Here is a 20,807-nt window from a genome sequence, read left to right on the forward strand (position 1 = left end):
GTGGCCGTCGTCGGCGAGCGGGGAGCGGGCAAGGCGGCGCTGGCCGCGGCGGCCCGCCAGGGGCTGCACGCGCGAGAACGCCTGCTGCGGGCCTGCCCTCCTGCCGCCCATGACGTCGAGTCCTGGCTGACCCTGTGGACCGCCGAGCTGGGCAAGGAGCACACCTGCGTCATCGTCTCGCGCGTGGACACGCTGCCGGCCTGGGCGGCGGCCGAGCTGACCGACATCTTCACCGGCCTGCGGCGGGCGCCGGGCGGGGGGCCCGGCCCGGCGCCCGGGGCGGAGCCGACGCGTACGCAGCCCTTCCTCATCACCGCCGAGGAGTACGACGCGATCCCGGAGCCGATGGCCGCACTGGTCGATTCGGTGATCGAGGTGCCGCCGCTGCGCCTGCGCCCGGACGACATCCTCCCGCTGGCCCACCACTTCGCCCACCAGCGCCGCGGCCGCCCGGTGCGCTTCACCCGCGCCGCGGCCGACGCCCTGACCTCGTACCCCTGGCCGGAGAACGCCACCCGGCTGCGGCAGGTGATACGCGAGGCGGCCTCCCGCGCCGACACCGTCGACCTCCGGCACCTACCGCCGGAACTCCTCACCGGCACCGGCCACCGCCTGACCCGCCTCCAGGTCCTCGAACGCGATGAAATCATCCGCTGCCTGACCGAGCCGGACGCCACCGTCGCCCGCGCGGCGGCCCGCCTGGGCGTCGGCCGCGCGACCGTCTACCGCAAGATCGCCCAGTACGGCATCCAGCTCCCGCCCCGCCCGGACCGACCGGGGAACGTCTGACGCATTGTGCGGACCCGTGTTGTGCGGATTCGTGGCGCTGAGCGTGGGCTCTACAGCGCCGCCGGGACCACGGCCTCGATCAGGTGTGGTCCCGGTTCCGCCAGGGCGCGCCGGAGTTGGTCGGCGAGCTCTTCGCAGGTGGTTGCCCGGGATGCCGGAACGCCCATGCCTTCGGCGATCCTGACGAAGTCCAGCGCGGGGGAGGAGAGGTCGAGGAGCGTCTTGGCGGCGGGGCCCGACAGGTCGGCGCCGACGCGTTGCATTTCCAGGCGCAGCACAGCGTAGGCGCTGTTGTTGAGGATCACCGTCGTGACGTCGAGGTTTTCGCGCGCCTGCGTCCACAGCGCCGAAATGGTGTACATCGCGCTGCCGTCGGCCTCCAGGCTGATCACCGGGCGGTCCGGTGCCGCGATCGCCGCTCCGGTGGCGACCGGCATGCCCTGGCCGATCGCGCCGCCGGTCAGGGTCAGTACATCGTGCCGGGACGCGCCGGCCGTGGCCTGCGGCAGGGACGCTCCCGAGGTGTTCGCCTCATCGGCGATGATCGCACCGTCCGGGAGCAGCGCGCCGACGACATCGGCCCAGTTCTTCCTGGTGAGAGGGCCGCTCGGCAGCGCCGGCCGGGCGGGTTCCGCCACCGTCGGCGCGGTGTCGGCGGCCACCTGCTCGGCCAGCGCCTCCAGCGCGGCGACCACGTCCTCGCCCTGGCCGGCGAGGGTGTGCACGCGGGCTCCCGCGGGCACCAGGTCGCTCGGCTTGTCCGGGTAGGCGAAGAACGACACGGGAGAGACGGTCCCGGCGACGACCAGGTGGGTGACACCGTTCAGTTGCTTGGCGGCCTGCTCGGCGAAGTAACCGAGCCGTTCGAGGGCGGGCACGCCCGCGCCCCGTTCCAGCCGTGCGGGGAAGGTCTCCACGAACGCCCGCGCGCCGGTGGCGTTCGCGATGCGGCTCGTCGCGCGCAGCCCCGCTGCCCGGCACGCCCGGCCGCCGATCAGTAGCGCGACGGGTTCGCCGCCGCGCAGCACGTCGGCGACGGCCGACACCGCCCGGGAGTCGGGAGCCGCAGGGGTACGTACGGGCAGTGGTTCGGCGACCTCGCCGCCCTCGCCCCAGGAGGCGTCGGCGGGCAGGATGAGCGTCGCGATCTGCCCCGGCGGTTCCATCGACGCCGCCACCGTCGCCGCCGCGTCGGCTCCGACGTCGGCGACCCGGTCGCACCGCCGCACCCAGCCGCTCACCGACCCGGCCACCGGCTCGATGTCCGACTCCAGCGGCGCGTCGTACTTCTTGTGGTACGTGGCGTGATCACCCACCACGTTCACGAGCGGGGTGTGGGCGCGGCGGCCGTTGTGGAGATTGGCCAGCCCGTTCCCGAGACCGGGGCCCAGGTGCAGCAGGGTGGCCGCCGGTTTGTCGGCGATCCGCGCGTAGCCGTCGGCGGCTCCGGTGACGACGCCCTCGAACAGGCCGAGCACTCCGCGCATGTCGGGTACCGCGTCGAGCGCGGCGACGAAGTGCATCTCCGACGTACCGGGATTGGCGAAGCACACGTCCACGCCGGCACGGACGAGAGTGCGGATCAGCGACTGTGCGCCGTTCATGGACAGCCTCTCTCTAGACGGCTCAACCTCGGATACTAAGCGGTCGTTAATTAAGTGTCGAGAGGGTGCCGAGACGGTTCCGAGGCGGTTTCCAGCGTTGACCGTGCCGCACCGATCGTCGATGTCCGTGAGCCTTGACGACCATGGGCACTGCCTCTAGCGTCCGGTGCCTGCCGCCCCTCATCGGCTTGCCCTTTCGCATGCAGCACCCGAGCCAACAAGCCGGAGGTTCGATGCAATCCACCCTTGCCAGAAGCCGATGGGCGATCTTCCTGCTCATGCTCTTCCTGGCCATCAACTTCGCGGACAAGGCCATCATCGGTCTGGCGGCAGGCCCGATGATGGAGGAACTGGGCCTGTCCGCAACCCAGTACGGCTCCATCGCCAGCTCCTTCTACCTCCTGTTCAGCATCTCCGCGATCGTCTTCGGCTTTCTCGGCAACCGGCTCTCCGGCAAGTGGCTGCTGGCCGGCCTCGCGGTGGTCTGGTCACTCGCCCAACTGCCGGTCCTCCTCCCGGCCGCCGGCGTGACGGTGCTGCTCGCGACCCGCATCCTGCTCGGCGCCGGTGAAGGGCCCGGGTTCCCGCTCGGTACCCACGTCGCCTTCGGCTGGGTCCCGGAGAAGAACCGCGGCCTGACCGCGGCGCTGATGACCATCGGCTCCGGACTCGGCGTCATCGTCGGCGCGCCGCTGCTCAACGCGGCGATCGGTGCCTATGGCTGGCGAACCGCCTTCGGCCTTCTCGGAGTTGCCGGCCTCGTCTGGGTGGCCGCGTGGCTGACCCTCGGCGGCGACGGACCGTACGCGGCCCGCCCGGCGGCCGCGCCCGACCGGCAGTCCCGGGCGGTGCCGACCGCCGCGCCGCGGCAGTCCTACTGGCGCCTGCTGTGCACCGGAACGTGGCTGGGCACCGTCTTCGCGGGCTTCACCGTCTACTGGGGGCTCGGCGTCGGGATCGCCTTCCTGCCGCTGTACCTGGAGCAGGTCGCCGGCTTCGGCCACGGCTCGGTCGGCTTCGTGGCGAGCGTGCCGGCCTACGCCAGTATCGCGTTCATGCTGCTGGGCGGCGGTGTCTCCCAGCGGCTGATCAAACGCGGCGTCTCCCGGCGCCTGGCGCAGGGGGTGTTGGGCGGTGGCCTGGCACTGCTCGCCGGGGTGTGCACGCTCCTGATGACACGGGTCGGGTCGCCCGCGTTGGTACTGCCGCTCATCGCGCTGGCCTTCGGCGTCGGCAACGCCCAGACGCCGCTGTCACAGGCCGCTGTCGCCGACACCGTGCCCGCTCGGCAGCGGGGCGCCGCCCTCGGGATCTGGTACGCCATCGTCACGCTCGCCGGCGTCGTCGCGCCCATCGTGACCGGCATGTTGATCGACAACGCCGCCACCAAGGCGGCCGGATACGGCCTCGCCTTCGATCTGGCCGGTGGGCTGGTGATCCTCGGCGGGTTGGCGTCCCTCCTGGTCGTCCGCCCCGACCGGGACGCGGCCCGGCTGGGCACCGGTACGGCTGCTTCCGAGTCCGCTTCCGCACCGGAGGCGCGTGGCGCGCGGCAGCGGGGAAGCAGGTAACTCGGCACCGGGGACGCAGGTAACGCGGTACCGAGGAAGCAGGTAACTCGGTCGCATCATGTCCGGGACGTGGACAGACCTTGACTCGCCAATTACCTTAGCGATCGTTCGTCTGGTTTTCTCGCCAGACTGTCCACCGGTGCCGCCGCGGATTGACCGCCCGACGAGGCGTACCCCTCCCCGAAGGAGACACCCGTGCCGACAACCGATGTGCCCGGTACCCGTGCCGCCGCGGTCCCGTCCGCCGGTGAATCCCGGGCCAAAGCCTGGGGTTTCACCGGCCTGCTGATGGTGCTGTACATCGTGAACTGGGCCGACAAGGCCGTGTTCGGCCTCGTGGCCCAGCCGCTCGCCGAGGAGCTGGGCCTCAACTCCTCGCAGATCGGTCTGATCGGCAGTTCGTTCTTCCTGACCTTCACCGTCGGCAACCTGGTCGCGGGCCTGCTCAACCGCTGGATGGCGCTGAAGTGGTCGCTCGCGCTCCTCGCGGTCGGCTGGTCGGCCGCCATGCTCCCGTTGGTCGTCTCCGCCACCTTCACCGTTCTGCTGCTGAGCCGGATGCTGCTCGGCTTCCTGGAAGGGCCGTCGGGCCCGATCATCCACACGGCGCTCTACTCCTGGCACCCGCGCGAGAAGCGCGGCCTTCCTTCGGCCTGCATCACGGCGTGCGCCTCGATCGCCAAGATCGCGGTCGCCCCCGGGCTGGCGGTCGTGGTCGCCGCCTACGGGTGGCGGACCGCCTTCCTGGTCCTCGCGGCCGCGGGCCTGGTCTGGCTGGCGCTCTGGCTCCCCACCTGGAGCCCCGGCCCGTACGGTGAGGACAAGGCGGCCGGGGCGACAGGGGCGACCGGGGTTGCCGACGAGCCGGCCGTCCCGTGGGCCAAGGTGATCCTGTCGCCCACCTTCCTCGGCGGCGCGCTCGCGACGATGTCGATGTACGCCCTGGTGACCGTGGTGCTGACCTGGCTGCCGTCGTACTTCGAGACGGGCCTGGGCTACAGCAGGGTGCAGGCGGGCACCATGTTCGGCTTTCCGAGCATCGCGTCGCTGGTGGTCATGTTCGGGCTCTCCTGGATCGGCGACCGGCTGATCGGGCGCGGCGCCACCTCACGCGTCCTGCGGGGCGTCGTCCCCTCGGTGGCCCTGCTGGTGTGCGGCGCCACGATGGCGCTGCTGCCGAGCATCGGTACGCCGGCCGCCGCGGTCGCCGTCGTCTCGATCGGCTACGCGTTCGGCGCGAGTATCTTCCCGCTGTTCAACGCCGGCCTGGCGGAGATCGTCCCGCCGCGTCAACTCGCCAGTACCCTCGGCATCTTCATGGCCCTGATGTCCCTAGGCGGGGTCTACGGCCCGTACCTCACCGGCTGGATCGTCGACCAGGCCGCAAACCCCGCCGTCGGCTACGGACGCGCCTTCCAGCTCTTCGGGGCCATGGTGCTCGTGGGCGGGCTCGCGGCACTCCTCGGCGTCAACCCCGAACGGGACGCGGCCCGACTGCGCGGACCGGACCGTCACCGGACCCCGGTCACACGTCCCAGGTGACCGGGAGGCTCTTGACCCCGTAGATGTCCGCGGTCTCCGGGCGCAGGGCGACTTCTTCGGCCGGTACGGCCAGGCGCAGCGTGGGGAAGCGGTTGACCAGGGCGGAGAACGCGACCCGCATCTCGACGCGGGCCAGCTGCTGACCCAGGCACTGGTGGATGCCGTGACCGAAGGCCAGGTGCCCGCCGTCCTGCCTGCGCAGGTCGAGCACATGAGGGTCGGCGAAGCGCTCGGGGTCGCGGTTGGCGGTGTGGTACGACAGGATGACGGGCGCGCCGGCCTCGATGGTCCGGCCGCCCAGCTCGACGTCCTCCAGCGCCGTCCTCATGAACGTCTTGGCGACGCTCAGATACCGCAGCAGCTCCTCCACGGCTTGGTCGGCGAGCGCGTCATCGGCGCGCAGCGCGGCCAGTTGGGCCGGGTTCTGCAGCAGCGCGAAGGTGCCCAGCGCCAGCATGTTCGCGGTGGTGTCGAAGCCGGCCGCCAGCAGGATCAGGCTGATTCCCTTCAGTTCCTCATCGGTCAGGTCGCTGTCGGTGAGGTCGCTGAGCACGTCGTCGGTGGGGTTCGCGCGCTTGGCGGCCACCAGCTCCGCGAGGTAGTCCTGGACCGCGGTGTAGGCCGCGATCAGGTCCTCGTCGCTCGTCTCTCCGCTCATGAACGACTCGACGTTCCCCTGGAAGGAGCCCCGGTCCTCGTACGGCACCCCCAGCAGCTCACAGATCACGATGGCGGGGATGGGCTTGGCGAACGCGGTCACCAGGTCGGCCGGCGGCCCGGTTTCCTCCATGGCGTCCAGGCAGTCGGCGGTGATCTGCTCGATGCGCTCGGTGAGCAGGCGCATTCGCCGTACGGTGAACTTGCCCGCCAGCGGCTTGCGATAGCGCCTGTGCTGGGGATCGTCCATGAGGAGGAATTCGCCGGGCGGCGCCGGAGGTACCTCGATGTCGCCGTAGTCGATGGTCGGGTGATAGCGCATGAGTTCCTTGCGCGAGCTGAACCGCGAGTCGGCCAGGACCGATCTGACCAGGTCGTATCCGGTGATCAGCCAGCCGGGTTTTCCGCCGGGGAAGGTGTAGCGGCTGATGGGGCCGTGCCGCCGGGCGTCGGTCAGCTCGGCCGGCGGGTCGAAGGGGCAGCCGGGCTGACGTGCCGTCGGCAGCGTCGTGACGGTGTGCAGGGATTCCCCCATTGCCATTCCTCATCTCGCGATAGGACGTGTTTGGCGTATCGCGAAAGCTACGTTGCATTCAGAGTGGCGTCAATCCATGGAAAGGGATTTACGCAGGTCAGTGGCTGCAATTTGATGCAATGACGCTGGGCTCGAATGCAATGCTGCGTTGCAATGAATGGCGTCGAAGGCAATACTGACGGCATGCCAGGAGGACGATTGACCCAGCAGGAGCGCCAGCGCATCGCGGCGGGGCTCGCCGACGGGCTCTCGTACGCGGAGATCGCCAGGCGGCTCGACCGGCCGACCTCGACGATCAGCCGGGAGGTCGGACGCAACGGCGGCCCCGGCGGCTACCGGCCCCAGCAGGCGCACCAGGCGACGGTCCAGCGGGCGCGGCGTGGCACACCGGCCCCCGCACGCGCGGCCGGACCGCCGGGCGGCGCGGTGGAGGAGGAGATCATCGAGGTGGCGGTCAGGTCGGGGCTGCCGAGGATGACGGCGCGTGTGCACGTCGACCTGTTGTTGTCCGAGGACGGCAGGCGTACCGCGGCCGAGCTGACTCGTCGGCTGAACGTCAGCCCGGCCTCCGTCTCCGTGTCCGTGAACTACCTGGTACAGCACGGATATGTCCGGCGCGAGCGCGATCCGCAGCGGCGTCGCGACATCTACGTGGTCGACGACGACGCCTGGTACAACTCGATCGTGATCAGCTCACGGCAGACGCTCGAGGCGGCGCAGGCCTCGATGGCGGCGGCGGAGACGCTCGGGCTCGACAGCCCCGTGGGGCAGCGGCTGGCCAAGGGAGGGAAATTCCTGGAGCGGGTCATCCTGGACATGGTCGAGTCGGCCGACCGCTGGCGCACCCTCCTGTCGTGACGGGGCGACTGGACGGCACCGGTCACCGGCCCCGCGCCGCCCCGCGTCGTGCCAACAGTTCGACCGGGATGTCCGTGAGCCGGGTACGGATGTACTCGCCCACGGCCTTGCCGACCTGGTCGGCGCGGAGGTTGCTGGAGCCGCCGGTGCCGAGCAGGCCGCGCAGTACGAAGTGGACCGCGTGCAGCTGCGGGAACTCGTGGCGGACGATGTCCAGTTCTTTCGCCTCGGGGACCATCCGCCGCAGCTCGTCGGTGCTCAGCGTGGCCCGCAGCCACGGCCACGCCTCCGGATCGGCCACCCAGACGCCGACGTTGCTGTTGCCGCCCTTGTCGCCGCTGCGGGCGTGCGCGATCCGGCCCAGCGGGGCACGCTCGGTGGGACCGGTCCGCGGGTACGGGTCGGGCTCCGCGTGCACCGGCTGGCCCGTCGGCGCCTGGGTGACGGCGGGCGGCGCGACGGCGATGCGGCGCCCGTCCGGCAGCACGACCCGCTGCTCGACGGCCGTCATGGGCAGCAGCCCGGGCCAGTACTCGATGCGCGGCTGCGGTCCGGTGACCCGCTGCGCGCCGGTGTCGTAGAAGAAGCCCGGGACGCTGCACAGGAACAGCCCGCCGATCCGGCCCGCGAAGTGGGGGTACTCCAGCGGCTCCGGCTCCCGGGCGGTGGCCATGACGCGTACCGGTACGGTCGCCTCCCACTGGCTCTGCGGATCGGCCGCGACGGTACCGATCATGCTGATGTCCAGCTCGTCCACCCCGGGCCCGGCCACCTGGTCCCGGATCTGGGTGCGCAGCAGCTCGTACTTCTCCTCGATGTCCAGGCCGGTCAGATACACCGTCAGCACGATCTGGTGGCCGATCGGGGCGAAGATCGCGACCTTGGTGGTGTGCGGCGGCGGGGAACCGGCCGCACCGGAGACCTCGACCCGGTCGGGGCCCGCCTGGCTCAGCCGGACGCCGTCCAGGTGGACGGTCACATCGGGGTTGAGGTAGCGCGGGCCCTGGATCTCGTACACCAGCTGGGCGGTGACGGTGTCGACGGTGACCGCGCCGAGATCGCGCCCGTGCTTGGTGATCACGCTGCTGCCGTCGGCCGCGACCTCGGCGACCGGGAAGCCCGGCCGGTGCGCGCCGGGGATCTCGGTGAAGCCGGAGAAGTTGCCGCCCACGGCGTGCGGCCCGCACTCGATGATGTGTCCGGCGACCACGGCTCCGGCCAGCTGGTCCCAGTCCTCGGTGCCCCACTCGTGCCACCAGGCCGCCGGGCCGGCCGTCAGCGAGGCGTCGGTGACCCGGCCGCAGACCACGATGTCGGCGCCCTCCCGCAGCGCCGTGGCGATGCCCCAGCCGCCGAGGTACGCATTGGCGCTGATCGGCTCGGCGTCCCAGGACGACAGCGGCTCACCGGTGTCCAGATTCTCCAACTGGTGCCCTGCTGCCCGGAGTTCGCCCAGCCGGGGCAGGAGATTGTCACCCTCGACATGGGCCACCCGGAGCGGCACACCCGCCTCCGCGATCGCCTCGCGCAGGGCGTTCGCCAGCGCCTCCGGGTTGAACGCCCCGGCGTTGGTCACGACCTTCAGGCCGCGCTCGGCGAGGGCGGCGAGGTGCGGGCGGATCTGGCGGAGGAAGTAGGTGATGTATCCCTTGGACGAGTCCTTCGTGTACAGCGGCGACATCGAGGCCAGGGTGATCTCGGCGAGGTAGTCGCCCATCAGCACATCCACCGGGTCACCGGCCATGGCCTCGTCGAACGCGGTGTAACGGTCGCCGTAGTAGCCGGAGAAGTTCGCGATGCGGACCGGCCGTCGGTTCATGTCATTCATTCTGGCCTCTCCTGGTGTCTCCCGGTGAATGAACGATCGTTCAGGTCATGAGGATGCCGGGCGTCGGGGAGGGTGGCAAGCCCCGCGGCGCGCAGACCTCCGGCGCGGCGTGGACGCGTACACTGACCGACGTTCGTTCAGGCGTGAGGAGGGCACCGTGCGAGGTGCAGGCCAGCAGGCCATTCTGGAGGCCGCCCGGCACGAGTTCGCGGAGCGCGGGTACGCCGCCGCGTCGATCCGGGACATCGCCCGGCGGGCCGGCGTGAGCCTGTCGGCGATGTACCACTACTACACCGGCAAGCAGGAGCTGCTGCACGCGCTGGTGAACGACAGCGGCCAGGCGTACTTCGAATCCTGCCGCAAGGAGCTGGAAGCCGCCGGCGACGACCCGGGGGAGCGGCTGGCGGCGCTGGTGCGGGCCACCGTGCGGTACCGCGCGGAGTACCGGCTGGAGAGCAGCCTGACGCTCACCGAGTGGCGCAGCATGTCCGAGGCGCAGTTGGAGGACTTCCAGCGCCGCCAGTTCGACGGCTCCCGGATGTTCCAGCAGATCGTCGAGGACGGGGTGGAGCAGGGCGTCTTCCGCACCCCGCACCCCGAGGACGCGCGGCGCGGGGTGATCGCGATGTGCAACGCCATCGCCCAGTGGTATCGCGAGGGCGGCGAGCTGAGCGTGGACGAGCTGGCCGAGCGTTACGTGGAGCTGGCGCTCGTACTCGTGGAGTACCGCCCGGCGGGCCGACGCCCGCGCCACTCCGCCTGACTGTCCGCTACATCCCCTCGGGGCGGCTCGGCCACGCCGGTACGACATCGAGGTGGTCGGCGATCCGCGCGGGGAACTTCGGCGGTCGCTTCTCCAGGAACGAGGTGACGCCCTCGGCCGCGTCCGGGCCCTGGCCGAGCCGGGTCATCGCCCGCGAGTCCAGCCGGTGCGCCTCCCACGGCGACGCGGCGCCGAGCATCGACCACAACAGCTGCCGGGACAGCGCGACCGACACGGCGGAGGTGTTCTCCGCGATCTCGGCGGCGATCCCGTACGCGGTCGGCAGCAGCTCGGCAGCCGGTACGACCCGCGAGACGAGCCCGCCCGCCAGCGCCTCCGACGCGTCGAAGACCCGCCCGGTCGCCACCCACTCCATCGCCTGCGAGATCCCGACGATCCGGGGCAGGAACCAGCTGGACGCGGCCTCCGGCACGATCCCGCGGCGGGCGAAGACGAACCCGAACCGCGCCGTGTCCGAGGCGATCCGGATGTCCGCCGGGAGCGTCATGGTGGCGCCGACCCCGACCGCGGGCCCGTTGAAGGCCACGATCACCGGCTTGCGGGAGGCCGCGATCCGCAGCGACACGCAGCCGCCGCCGTCGCGCGGCGCCCCGCCGACGGTGCCGAAGTCGGCACGCTCGGCGGCCCGTTGCGGGTCGCTGTGGTCGAAGGTCGCGGCCCCGCCCTGGAGGTCCGCACCGGCGCAGAAGCCCCGCCCGGCGCCGGTGAGCACCACGGCCCGTACGGTGTCGTCGGCGTCGGTGGCGTCCAGCGCGGCGATCAGCTCGGCGGCCATCGTGGTGGTGAAGGCGTTGAGCCGTTCGGGGCGGTCGAGGGTGATCGTGGCGACGCCGTCGGCGACCTCGTAGGCGATCTGCGTGTAGTCGGTCACTTGACGGCCCACTTTCCCGTGAATTCCGGTTCCCGCTTCTCGTTGAAGGCCGCGAAGGCCGCCGGCGCGTCCTCGGTCGCGAAGTTGACCGTCTGGGCGCGCGCCTCGCTCGCCAGCGCGTCCCGCATCGTCCGGTCGGCCCCCTCGTTGAGCAGCGCCTTGTTCTGCGCCAGCGCCACCGGCGGCCCGGCGGCCAGCCGCTCGCCGAGGCCGGTGACGAACTTGTCCAGCTCATCCGGCTCGACCAGCCAGGTCACCAGGCCCAGCCGGTGCGCCTCGTCCGCCTCGATCATCTCGGCCAGCAGCGCCAGCCGCTTGGCCTGCTGCAGCCCCACCAGCTTGGGCAGCAGCCACGAGCCGCCGAAGTCCAGCGACAGGCCGCGGCGCGCGAAGATCTGCGAGAACCGGGACTGCGGGGTGGCGACGACGAAGTCGCAGCCCAGGGCGAGATTCCAGCCCGCTCCGACCGCTACGCCGTCGACCTTGGCCACGGTCGGTACGGGCAGCTCGTGCAGCCGCAGCGCGATCTCGTTGATCCGGTGCATCCGGGACAGCGGATGGGCCTCGGCGCGCCGGCCGGAGAGGTCGGCCCCGGCGCAGAACGCCCCGCCGGCCCCGGCCAGGACGACCACCCGCACTTCCGGGTCGTTGCCCGCCGCGGTCAGCGCCTCGCCCAGCGCGCCCCACAGCTCGTCGTTGATGGCGTTCTTGCGGCTCGGGCGGTTCAGGGTCAGCGTCAGGACGCCACCGGCGCGGTCGGTCAGCAGAACAGGATCGTCGGTCATGACGTCGGACCCATCCTTTCTCACGGAAGGAGAACCTCACGGGATCGCGGGCTCGCCGGCGCTACACCATGGTCTTGAGCTTCTCCAGGTCGGCCAGGCGCCGGGCGGGATCGGGCGATACGGGGTTGACCTTGAGGGTGGTGACCCCGGCGGCCCGATAGGCGTCGAGGCGTTCGGCGACGTAGGAGGCGGGGCCGATCAGCGAGATGTCCCGCAGCAGATCGGCGGGCACCGCGGCCGCCGCCTCTTCCTTGCGGCCGGCCAGATAGAGATCCTGGATCTTGGCCGCCTCGGCCTCGTAGCCGTAACGGCGCGCGAGGTTGTTGTAGAAGTTGCGGCCGCGCGCGCCCATGCCGCCGATGTACAGCGCGAGTTGCGGCCGGGCCAGGTCGACCAGTTCGTCGACGTCCTCGCCGATGGCCAGCGGTGCCTGCGCCACGATGTCCAGCGGTCCGAGCGCCGGGTCGCGCCGGGCCGCGCCCTCGGCCAGCGACGGCCCCCAGACCTCGCCCGCCTTCTCCGGGTGGAAGAAGATGGGCAGCCAGCCCTCGGCGATCTCGGCGGTCAGCGCCACGTTCTTCGGCCCGATCGCGGCGAGGATGACGGGGACGCGGTCACGTACCGGGTGGTTGATCAGCTTGAGCGGCTTGCCCAGCCCCGTGCCCCGCTCGGCCGGGAGCGGGATCTGGTAGTGCCGGCCATCGTGGACGACCTTCTCGCGGCGCCACACCTGCCGGCAGATCTCGACGATCTCCCGGGTACGCGCCAGCGGAGCGTCGTACGGCAGACCGTGGAACCCCTCGATCACCTGCGGCCCCGAGGCGCCGATCCCGAGCGTGAACCGGCCGTCGGAGACATAGTCCAGGCCGGCCGCCGTCATCGCGGTCAGGCTGGGCGTCCGGGTGTAGATCTGGAGGATGCCGGAGGCGATCTCCAGGCGCTCGGTGCGCGCGGCGATGAAGCCCAGCTGGCTGATCGCGTCGTAGGAGTACGCCTCCGGCACGAAGACGATGTCCAGCCCGGCCTTCTCGTAGTCGCCGAGCACCTCGACGGTCTCCTTGAAACCGCCGCTGTAGCTCAGCATCATGCCGATTCTCATCCCGGTCATCCGATGACTCCTCGTGCAGTCAGGTTGTCGATCTCGGCGGTGGAGAAGCCCGCCTGGGCCAGTACGGCCCGGGCGTCCTCGCCCGCTTTCGGGGCGGGCCCCGGGGCGGTGGCCGGGGTGGCGGAGAACCGGGGGGCCGGGGCGGGGCGCAGCGGGCCGTCGCCGTCGAGGAAGGTGGAGCGGGCGGCGTTGTGCGGGTGGGCAGCGGCCTCGGTCAGGGAGAGGACGGGCGTGACACAGGCGTGGGTACCGGCGAAGTGCTCGGCCCACTCGTCCCGGGTGCGGGTCGCGAAGATCCCGGCGAACCGCTGCCGTACGACGGGCCAGCTCTCCTGCGCGCCCTGAGTACCGCACTCGGGGTCGTCGGCCAGGCCCAGTCCGCGCACCAGGTCGGCGTAGAACCGCGGCTCGATCGCGCCGACCGCGACGTGATTGCCGTCCGCGCAGCGGTAGGTGGTGTAGAAGGGCGCGCAGCCGCTGAAGAGGTTGACGCCGCGTTCGTCCCGCCACATTCCGTGGGCGAGGAACCCGTGGGTCATGGCGAGCAGCAGGGCGCTGCCGTCGGTCATGGCCGCGTCCACCACCTGGCCGCCGCCGGTGGCGCGGGCGTGCAGCAGCGCGCTGACCACGCCGAGCGCCAGCAGCATTCCGCCGCCGCCGAAGTCGCCGATCAGGTTGAGCGGGGGAACGGGGTCGCCGCCGGCCGGGCCGATCGCGTGCAGCACACCGGTGAGCCCGATGTAGTTGATGTCGTGGCCGGGGGCCCGGGAGAGCGGCCCGTCCTGGCCCCAGCCGGTCATCCGCCCGTACACCAGGCGCGGGTTACGGGCCAGACAGTCCTCCGGGCCCAGGCCCAGCCGCTCGGCGACACCCGGCCGGAACCCTTCGATCAGGGCGTCGGCGGAGTCGGTCAGGCGCAGTACGGCGGCGGCGCCCTCGGGGTCCTTGAGGTCGACCGTCACCGACCGCCGGCCGCGCAGCAGGATCGTGTCGGCGGCGCTGGCGCGTGCGCCGGGCCGCTCGATCCGTATCACCTCGGCGCCGAGACCGGCGAGCACCATCCCCGCGAACGGGCCCGGGCCGATACCGCCGAGTTCGATGATCCGTACGCCGGCGAGCGGCCCGCCGGACGCGTCCTGTGCGCCGGACGGATCCTGCGCGTCCTGTGCCGCGTTCATCAGCGGCCGGTCCAGCGCGGGGCGCGCTTCTCGGCGAAGGCGCGCGGGCCCTCCTTGGCGTCCTCGGAGACGAAGACCGGCTCCACCAGGGCCTTCTGGCGCTCCTTGGCCTCGGCGGCCGGCCAGACGGTGGAGCCCACGACGACCTCCTTGCTGACCCGGACGGCGAGCGGGCCGTTGGCCGCGATGGCGGCGGCGAGCTCGCGGGCGCCGTCCAGCGCGCCGCCGGGCTCGGTGAGCCGGTTGACCAGGCCGTAGCCGTGGGCGCGGCGGGCGTCCAGGAAGGCGCCGGTCAGGGCCAGTTCCATGGCGATCTGGTACGGCAGGCGCTGCGGCAGCCGCAGCAGTCCGCCGGCGGCGGCGACCAGCCCGCGCTTGACCTCGGGGAGGCCGAACTGCGCGTCGTCGGCGGCCACGATCAGGTCGCAGGCGAGGGCGAGTTCACAGCCGCCGGCCAGCGCGTACCCCTCGACCGCCGCGATCAGGGGCTTGCGGGGAGGTGCGTCGGTGAGGCCCGCGAAACCGCGCCCCTCGATGCTGGGGCGCTCGCCCTTGAGGAACGCCTTGAGGTCCATCCCGGAGCAGAAGGTGCCGCCGGAGCCGGTGAGGACGCCGACGGTCAGGTCGTCGCGGGCGTCCAGCTCGTCGAGCGCGGCGGCGACGCCCTCGGCGACGCTCAGGTTGACGGCGTTGCGGGCCTCGGGGCGGTTGATCGTGATCACGGCGATGCCGTCGGAGAATGTGGTGCTGACCGCATCGGTCATCGGTGGCTCCGTAGGGGGTCGGCGGCCGGGAAGGGCCGGTGCGGGTGCGCTTTCCTTGGGCCCCTCGGGAGGTACTTACTTGGGCGCCATCCGGATGGCGCCGTCGAGGCGGATGACCTCGCCGTTGAGCATCGGATTGTCGACGATGTGCGCGACCAGCGAGGCGTACTCGTCCGGGGTGCCGAGGCGCGACGGGTGCGGCACCTGCTGGCCCAGCGAGTCGCGCACCTCCTGCGAGGCGCGGCCCAGCAGCGGGGTGTCGAACAGGCCCGGCGCGATCGTCGTCACGCGCACCTGACGGTTCGCCAGGTCGCGGGCGATCGGCAGGGTCATGCCGACGACACCGCCCTTGGAGGCGGAGTACGCGGCCTGGCCGATCTGGCCGTCGAACGCCGCCACCGACGCGGTGTTGACGATGACGCCCCGGTCGCCGTCCAGGGGCTCGTTGCCGACCATCTCCGCCGCGGCCAGCCGGATCACATTGAAGGTGCCGATCAGGTTGACCGTGACCACCTTGGTGAACCGCTCCAGGTCGTACGGGCCTTCCCTGCCGACCGTACGGCCCGCGCCGCCGATACCGGCGCAGTTGACGGCCACCCGCAGTGGCGCCGGCCTCGCCGCGGCTTCCACGGCACGCGTCACATCCGCCTCGTGGCTGACGTCGCCGGCGACGAACGCCGCCCGCTCGCCCAGTTCCTTGGCCACCGCCTCGCCGTCGGAGGTCGGTAGGTCGAGCAGCACCACATGGGCGCCCGAGGCCAGCAGTTTCTTGGCGGTGGCCAGGCCGAGGCCGGAGGCCCCACCGGTGACAAGGGCGGAAACACCGTCGGTGCGCATGAAACTCCCCACTTTCTTCCCTGTGGCGGGCCGCCACCGGAGGGCGGCCGGGTGGGAGCCCCCGCGACGAGCGCACCGCGCTCCCGGCGGAAGGGCTGCCGGCGCCGCACCTGGTCTGCTAACTTAACGAGCGTTCGGCAACTGCCGCCCACAGGCAACCACAGCCCCATGGCGGTGTCAACGGAAAGGACAGCCGTGGCACTTGAGATCAGCGGCACCGTGCAGTGGCAGGCGTGGCAGGACCGCGTCCTGCCGCCGGTCGAGCGCGTACGCGACGGACTGTGGTCCCTTCCCGTACCCATCCCCGACAACCCGCTGCGCTACGTCCTGGTGTACGCGCTCGAAGCCGGCGACGGCATCGTGCTCATCGACGCCGGATGGGACGCCGAGGTCTCCTGGCAGGCCCTCAACGACGGCCTGGCCGGGATCGGGACCGCCGTCGAGAACGTCAAGGCCGTCCTCGTCACCCACAGCCACCCCGACCACCTCGGCCTGGCCGGCCGGGTGCGCGAGGCGTCGGGGGCGTATGTCGCCCTGCACGCCCTGGACGCCACCCTCCTGGGCGCGGACACCGACACCCGGGAGAAGTGGCACAGCGGCCAACTGCGCCACCTGATCACGCACGGGGTGCCCGGCACCGAGGCCGCCGCCACGGTGGACGGCATGAACAGCGACCTGCTGTTCCGGGCCGCCCGCCCGGACGTCCTGCTGCAGGACGGGGAGCGGATCAAGCTGCCCGGCCTGGACCTGCGGGTGGTGTGGACACCGGGGCACAGCCCCGGCCACTCCTGCTTCTACGAGCCCGAGCGGCGGCTGCTGTTCTCCGGCGATCACGTGCTGCCCCGGATCACCCCGGCGGTCGGCGTGTACGCCCAGACCCCCGGCGACCCGCTGGCCGACTTCCTGCTCTCGCTGGAGCGGCTGGAGCGGTTCGACGTGGAGGAGGTGCTCCCGGCGCACGAGTACCGCTTCCGCCGGCTGGACGAGCGGCTGGTCCAGATGGCGCGGCACCACACCGAGCGGCTGGCGGAAACGCTCGCCGCGGTACGGGCTGCGCCCGGCGCCACCGCGTGGGAGCTGGCGGCCCGGCTGAAGTGGTCGCGCCCGTGGGCCGCCTTCGGCGCGCAGCAGCGACGGTTCGCGCTGGGGGAGACGCTGGCCCATCTGAAGCTGCTGGCGGCCAGGGACGAGGTCACCGAGGTCGGCAGCACGCCCGGCGGAGGCGGCCCGGCCCGTTGGCACCCGACTCGTTGACACCGCCGCCGTCCGTTGGGAAGAGTGCAGCTCTGTCGAACGACCGTTTAGCTGAGAGGCGCTGAGCGTGATCAAGGCCAGATTCCCCCAGCCGCTGCCGCCGCCGGCGCCCGCAGGGGTTTCACTGTTGGAGCTGCTTGACCTGGAGGCGGTGGACCGCGATCTGTACCGCGGAAACGTCGTCTTCGACGAGCCGTTCGCGCTCTTCGGCGGGCAGGTCGCCGCGCAGGCGCTGATGGCGGCGGGGCGGACCGTCGACCCGGACCGCGCGCCCCACTCGATGCACGGCTACTTCCTGCGCGCCGGGGACTCCGGCCGCCCGACCGTGTTCCGCGTCGAACGGGACCGGGACGGCCGCTCGTACTCCGCGCGCCGGGTGGTCGCCCTGCAGGACGGCGAGGTCATCTTCAGCATGTCCGCGTCGTTCCACGTCGCCGAGGACGGCAGGGACCTCCAGGCGTCGCCGGTACCGGACGCGCCCCCACCGGACACGCTGCCGACCGGGACGATGCCGCGGCTGGCCTCCTTCGAGGCCCGCCAGCCGCGGCAGCCCTACCCCGAGGCGTCCTGGCCGACCCGGTTCTGGGCGCGCTGCACCGCTGACCTCGGGGACGACCCGCTGCTGCACACCGCCGCGCTGGCCTACCTCTCCGACGTCCTCAGCGGCCTCGCACCGCTGCGGGACGCGAGCTGGACCCCGATGAGCAGCCTGGACCACGCGGTGTGGTTCCACCGCCCGGTCCGGCTCGACGACTGGGTGCTGCTCGACCTCGTACCGCATACGACGGGCGGCGGGCGCGGCTGGTACACCGGCACGGTCAGCAGCGCCGACGGCGTCCTGCGGGCGAGCCTCACTCAAGAACAGCTGTACCGGCAGCGCCGCAGCTAGCCGGAGACGGGCCCGGAGTCGGAACCGGAGCCGGTGACACAGACGGAGAGGGAGAGGGAGAGCCGCATGCAGGCACACGACAACGACGCCGTGTCCGCCGCCCGCCGGATGTCGTACGGGGCACAACTCGCCCGCTGCGCACGCAAGTTCCCCGACCGCGTCGCGTTCCAGCACGGGACGCGCGCGGTCACCTTCGCGGAGCTGGACGAGCGGGTCAGCCGGCTGGCGAACGCGCTGAGCGCCCGCGGTATCGAGCGCGGCAGCCGGGTCGCGGTCGCCATGTACAACCGCATCGAGGTCGCCGAGAGTTACCTGGCCGCGGCCCGGCTCGGAGCGATCGCGGTACCGGTCAACTTCCGGCTGGTCGCCGCCGAGATCGCGTACATCCTCGCCGACTGCGGTGCCACCGCGCTGCTGGCCGACGAGCGGACGGCCGCCACCTGCGCGGAGGCGGCCCGGGACGCGGCGGGGCCGCGCGCCGTGCTCGTCGCCGGTGACCCGGCCGCGTACGGTCCGGACGCCGAGCCGTACGAGGCCGTACTCGCCGCCGCCGCGCCGCAGGACCCCGGTGTCGACGTACCGGAGAACGACCCGGCGTTCCTCATGTACACCTCCGGCACCACCGGCCGCCCCAAGGGCGCGGTGCTCACCCACTTCAACCTGGTCATGGCCGCCTTCACGGTGCTCTCCGCGACCGGCGGCGTCCGGCGCGAGCCCGACAGCACGTTGCTCGGGGTGCCGATGTTCCACATCGCCGGGCTGGGCGTGACCCTGCGCGGGCTGCTCGACGGCGGCCGGGTGGTGATCGACGCATCGTCGGCGTTCGATCCGGCGGCCCTCGTCGACGTGCTGGAGAAGGAGCGGATCACCCACTGCTTCCTCGTGCCGAGCCAGTGGCAGGCGGTCTGCGCGGTACCCGGGATCAAGGACCGCGAGCTGGCGCTGCGCACGCTGATCTGGGGTGCGTCGGCCGCGCCGCCGTCCGTACTGGAGTCGCTGCGGGAGTGTTTCCCGGAGGTCCCCGCATACAGTGCGTTCGGGCAGACCGAGATGAGCCCGACCACCACGGTGCTGCGGGCCGAGGACGCGGTGCGGAAGACGGGGTCGGTCGGAACGCCGCTGCCGGGCATAGAGGCGCGGATCGTCGACGAGGAGATGCGGGACGTCCCGGTCGGGGACATCGGCGAGATCGTCTACCGCGGGCCGACGACGATGCTCGGGTACTGGAACAAGCCGGCGGAGACCGCGGCCGCGTTCGCGGGCGGCTGGTTCCACTCCGGTGATCTGTGCCGGATGGACGAGGACGGCTTCATCTACGTCGTCGACCGCAAGAAGGACATGATCATCTCCGGCGGGGAGAACATCTACTGCGCCGAGGTCGAGGCCGTCATCGACGCGCACCCCGGCGTCGCCGAGGTCGCGGTGATCGGCGTCGACCACCCGAAGTGGGTGCAGACGCCGCGCGCGGTGGTCGTCCCGGCCGACCCCGCGAACCCGCCGGCCGAGCAGGAGCTCATCGACCACTGCCGCGGCAGACTCGCCTCGTACAAGAAGCCGACGTCGGTGGTCTTCGTGGCCGCGATGCCACGCAACGCGAGCGGGAAGATACAGAAATTCCGGCTGCGCGAGCAGTACGGCACCGAGGAAGCAGCTGGGCCGTCAACTCCCGGGCGTGCGCAGTCACTTGGTGAGTGACCCGACCCTGGACAGGTGTGCAGCACAGGTATAACTTAACGATCGTTCGAGAACGTAATGGCCGTGCACAACGTTGCCATGCAAAGGGGTTGCTGTGCGCCTTTCGGTGTTCAACGAGGACCACGAGGCTTACCGTCAGACGCTGCGGGACTTCATCGAGAAAGAGGTCGCGCCCGTCCACCACGAGTGGGAGGAGCAGGGCCACCCGCCGCGGGACTTCTACCGCAAGCTCGGTGAGCTGGGCGTACTCGGCATCCAGGTGCCGGAGGAGTACGGCGGCGCCGGCGAGAGCAGCTTCAAGTTCGCCGCGGTCACCATGGAGGAAACGGCCCGCGCCGGCGTCTCCTTCGGCAACTACTCGGTCCACGCCAACCTGATCCTGCCGTACCTGATGAAGTACGCCACCGAGGAGCAGAAGCAGCGCTGGCTGCCCGGCTTCGCGAGCGGCGACATCATGACGGCGATCGCCATGACCGAGCCCGGCACCGGCTCGGACCTGGCGAACATCCAGACCAAGGCACAGCTGTCCGCGGACGGCCGGCACTACGTCCTGAACGGCGCCAAGACCTTCATCACCGGCGGAGCGCTGGCCGACCTCGTCCTGGTCGTGGCGCGCACCACCCCGTACGACCCCGAGGACCGCCGTGCGGGCCTGTCCATCCTGTGCGTGGAGACCGCCGCCGAGGGCTTCGCGGTCGGCCGCAAGCTGCAGAAGATCGGGCTGAAGGCGTCCGACACCGCCGAACTCTCCTTCACCGACGTCAAGGTGCCGGTGGCGAACCTGCTCGGCGAGGAGGGCAAGGGCTTCTCCTACCTCTCCCACAACCTCCCGCAGGAGCGGCTGTTCATCGCGCTGGGCGCTGCCGCCGCCGCTGCCGCCGCGCTGCGCTTCGCGACCGGGTACGTCAAGGACCGCACGGTCTTCGGCAAGCCCGTCGCGCACTTCCAGAACACCAAGTTCGTACTGGCGGAGTGCGCGACCGAGGTCGAGGCGGCGCAGCTGTTCGCCGACCGGGCCCTGGAGCTGCACGACGCCGGGGAGCTGAGCGTCGCCGATGCCGCCAAGGCGAAGCTGTACTGCACCGAGGCGGCGGGCCGGGTCATCGACAAGTGCCTCCAGCTGCACGGCGGTTACGGCTACATCACCGAGTACCCGATCGCCCGCCTGTACGCCGACACCCGTGTCTCGCGCATCTTCGGCGGCACCAACGAGGTCATGAAGACCATCATCGCCAAGTCGCTCGGCCTGTGACACCAC

The 20,807-nt window shown here is 71.6% G+C and carries 18 protein-coding genes; 9 read left to right on the plus strand and 9 right to left on the minus strand.

Annotated elements, in window-relative coordinates:
• Window positions 1–789 (plus strand): AAA-type ATPase lid domain-containing protein (locus ABT381_RS00005; RefSeq protein WP_351585817.1); only part of this gene is annotated, 789 nt, incomplete at its 5' end.
• 50 nt (window positions 790–839) lie between these two features.
• Here the strand turns inward: ABT381_RS00005 and ABT381_RS00010 are convergent.
• On the minus strand, window positions 840–2,393 hold the full coding sequence (locus tag ABT381_RS00010) for an acetolactate synthase large subunit (protein WP_351585819.1): 1,554 nt from the start codon (window positions 2,391–2,393) through the stop codon (window positions 840–842).
• A 233-nt stretch (window positions 2,394–2,626) separates the two neighbouring features.
• On the opposite strand from ABT381_RS00010, the gene ABT381_RS00015 reads away from it, so the two are divergent.
• Both ABT381_RS00015 and ABT381_RS00020 read left to right on the plus strand, forming a co-directional pair.
• Entirely contained in the window at window positions 2,627–3,964 is a 1,338-nt protein-coding gene (locus ABT381_RS00015) for an MFS transporter (protein ID WP_351585821.1), read from the plus strand.
• A gap of 195 nt (window positions 3,965–4,159) precedes the next feature.
• Window positions 4,160–5,506 carry an MFS transporter gene (locus tag ABT381_RS00020; protein ID WP_351585823.1) on the plus strand — a complete coding sequence of 449 codons (1,347 nt, stop codon included), beginning with the start codon at window positions 4,160–4,162 and terminating at the stop codon, window positions 5,504–5,506.
• Here the strand turns inward: ABT381_RS00020 and ABT381_RS00025 are convergent.
• Window positions 5,490–6,698, minus strand: a complete 1,209-nt coding sequence (locus tag ABT381_RS00025; protein WP_351585825.1) for a cytochrome P450 — start codon at window positions 6,696–6,698, stop codon at window positions 5,490–5,492. The two genes, ABT381_RS00020 and ABT381_RS00025, sit on opposite strands and share 17 nt — an antisense overlap.
• A 183-nt stretch (window positions 6,699–6,881) precedes the next feature.
• Here ABT381_RS00025 and ABT381_RS35850 point away from each other — a divergent pair, with 183 nt between their 5' ends.
• Window positions 6,882–7,556, plus strand: a complete 675-nt coding sequence (locus ABT381_RS35850; protein WP_467754508.1) for a helix-turn-helix domain-containing protein — start codon at window positions 6,882–6,884, stop codon at window positions 7,554–7,556.
• A 22-nt stretch (window positions 7,557–7,578) separates the two neighbouring features.
• Here ABT381_RS35850 and ABT381_RS00040 read toward each other — a convergent pair whose 3' ends face one another.
• Window positions 7,579–9,375, minus strand: coding sequence for an acyclic terpene utilization AtuA family protein (locus ABT381_RS00040; protein ID WP_351585827.1), 1,797 nt, complete (start codon window positions 9,373–9,375; stop codon window positions 7,579–7,581).
• Between the two features lie 166 nt (window positions 9,376–9,541).
• Between ABT381_RS00040 and ABT381_RS00045 the strand changes: the two genes are divergently transcribed.
• Window positions 9,542–10,147: a TetR/AcrR family transcriptional regulator gene (locus tag ABT381_RS00045; RefSeq protein WP_351585829.1), complete on the plus strand. Its 606-nt coding sequence runs from the start codon at window positions 9,542–9,544 to the stop codon at window positions 10,145–10,147.
• Between the two features lie 7 nt (window positions 10,148–10,154).
• On the opposite strand, the gene ABT381_RS00050 is transcribed toward ABT381_RS00045, so the two are convergent.
• The 6 genes from ABT381_RS00050 to ABT381_RS00075 all read right to left on the minus strand — a co-directional run bounded on the left by ABT381_RS00050 (window position 10,155) and on the right by ABT381_RS00075 (window position 15,711).
• Window positions 10,155–11,039, minus strand: a complete 885-nt coding sequence (locus ABT381_RS00050) for a crotonase/enoyl-CoA hydratase family protein (RefSeq protein WP_351585831.1) — start codon at window positions 11,037–11,039, stop codon at window positions 10,155–10,157.
• Entirely contained in the window at window positions 11,036–11,824 is a 789-nt protein-coding gene (locus tag ABT381_RS00055) for an enoyl-CoA hydratase/isomerase family protein (protein WP_351585834.1), read from the minus strand. Before ABT381_RS00055 ends, ABT381_RS00050 begins: the two co-directional genes overlap by 4 nt.
• 61 nt (window positions 11,825–11,885) lie before the next feature.
• Window positions 11,886–12,923, minus strand: a complete 1,038-nt coding sequence (locus tag ABT381_RS00060) for an LLM class F420-dependent oxidoreductase (RefSeq protein ID WP_351586186.1) — start codon at window positions 12,921–12,923, stop codon at window positions 11,886–11,888.
• A gap of 5 nt (window positions 12,924–12,928) precedes the next feature.
• Window positions 12,929–14,110, minus strand: coding sequence for a CaiB/BaiF CoA transferase family protein (locus tag ABT381_RS00065; RefSeq protein ID WP_351585836.1), 1,182 nt, complete (start codon window positions 14,108–14,110; stop codon window positions 12,929–12,931).
• Entirely contained in the window at window positions 14,110–14,874 is a 765-nt protein-coding gene (locus ABT381_RS00070; protein ID WP_351585838.1) for a crotonase/enoyl-CoA hydratase family protein, read from the minus strand. Before ABT381_RS00070 ends, ABT381_RS00065 begins: the two co-directional genes overlap by 1 nt.
• A gap of 75 nt (window positions 14,875–14,949) precedes the next feature.
• Window positions 14,950–15,711: a 3-hydroxyacyl-CoA dehydrogenase gene (locus tag ABT381_RS00075; RefSeq protein ID WP_351585840.1), complete on the minus strand. Its 762-nt coding sequence runs from the start codon at window positions 15,709–15,711 to the stop codon at window positions 14,950–14,952.
• A gap of 195 nt (window positions 15,712–15,906) precedes the next feature.
• Between ABT381_RS00075 and ABT381_RS00080 the strand changes: the two genes are divergently transcribed.
• The 4 genes from ABT381_RS00080 to ABT381_RS00095 all read left to right on the plus strand — a co-directional run bounded on the left by ABT381_RS00080 (window position 15,907) and on the right by ABT381_RS00095 (window position 20,801).
• Complete coding sequence (locus tag ABT381_RS00080; RefSeq protein WP_351585842.1) at window positions 15,907–16,965, plus strand: MBL fold metallo-hydrolase; 1,059 nt, start codon at window positions 15,907–15,909, stop codon at window positions 16,963–16,965.
• Between the two features lie 127 nt (window positions 16,966–17,092).
• Window positions 17,093–17,854, plus strand: coding sequence for an acyl-CoA thioesterase (locus ABT381_RS00085; protein ID WP_351585845.1), 762 nt, complete (start codon window positions 17,093–17,095; stop codon window positions 17,852–17,854).
• 66 nt (window positions 17,855–17,920) lie between these two features.
• On the plus strand, window positions 17,921–19,549 hold the full coding sequence (locus tag ABT381_RS00090; RefSeq protein ID WP_351585847.1) for a long-chain-fatty-acid--CoA ligase: 1,629 nt from the start codon (window positions 17,921–17,923) through the stop codon (window positions 19,547–19,549).
• A 94-nt stretch (window positions 19,550–19,643) separates the two neighbouring features.
• Window positions 19,644–20,801, plus strand: a complete 1,158-nt coding sequence (locus ABT381_RS00095) for an acyl-CoA dehydrogenase family protein (protein WP_351585849.1) — start codon at window positions 19,644–19,646, stop codon at window positions 20,799–20,801.
• Window positions 20,802–20,807: the final 6 nt, after the last annotated feature.

Origin of the sequence: Streptomyces sp. NPDC000151 (assembly GCF_040301705.1) — a bacterium.
GTDB lineage: Bacteria > Actinomycetota > Actinomycetes > Streptomycetales > Streptomycetaceae > Streptomyces.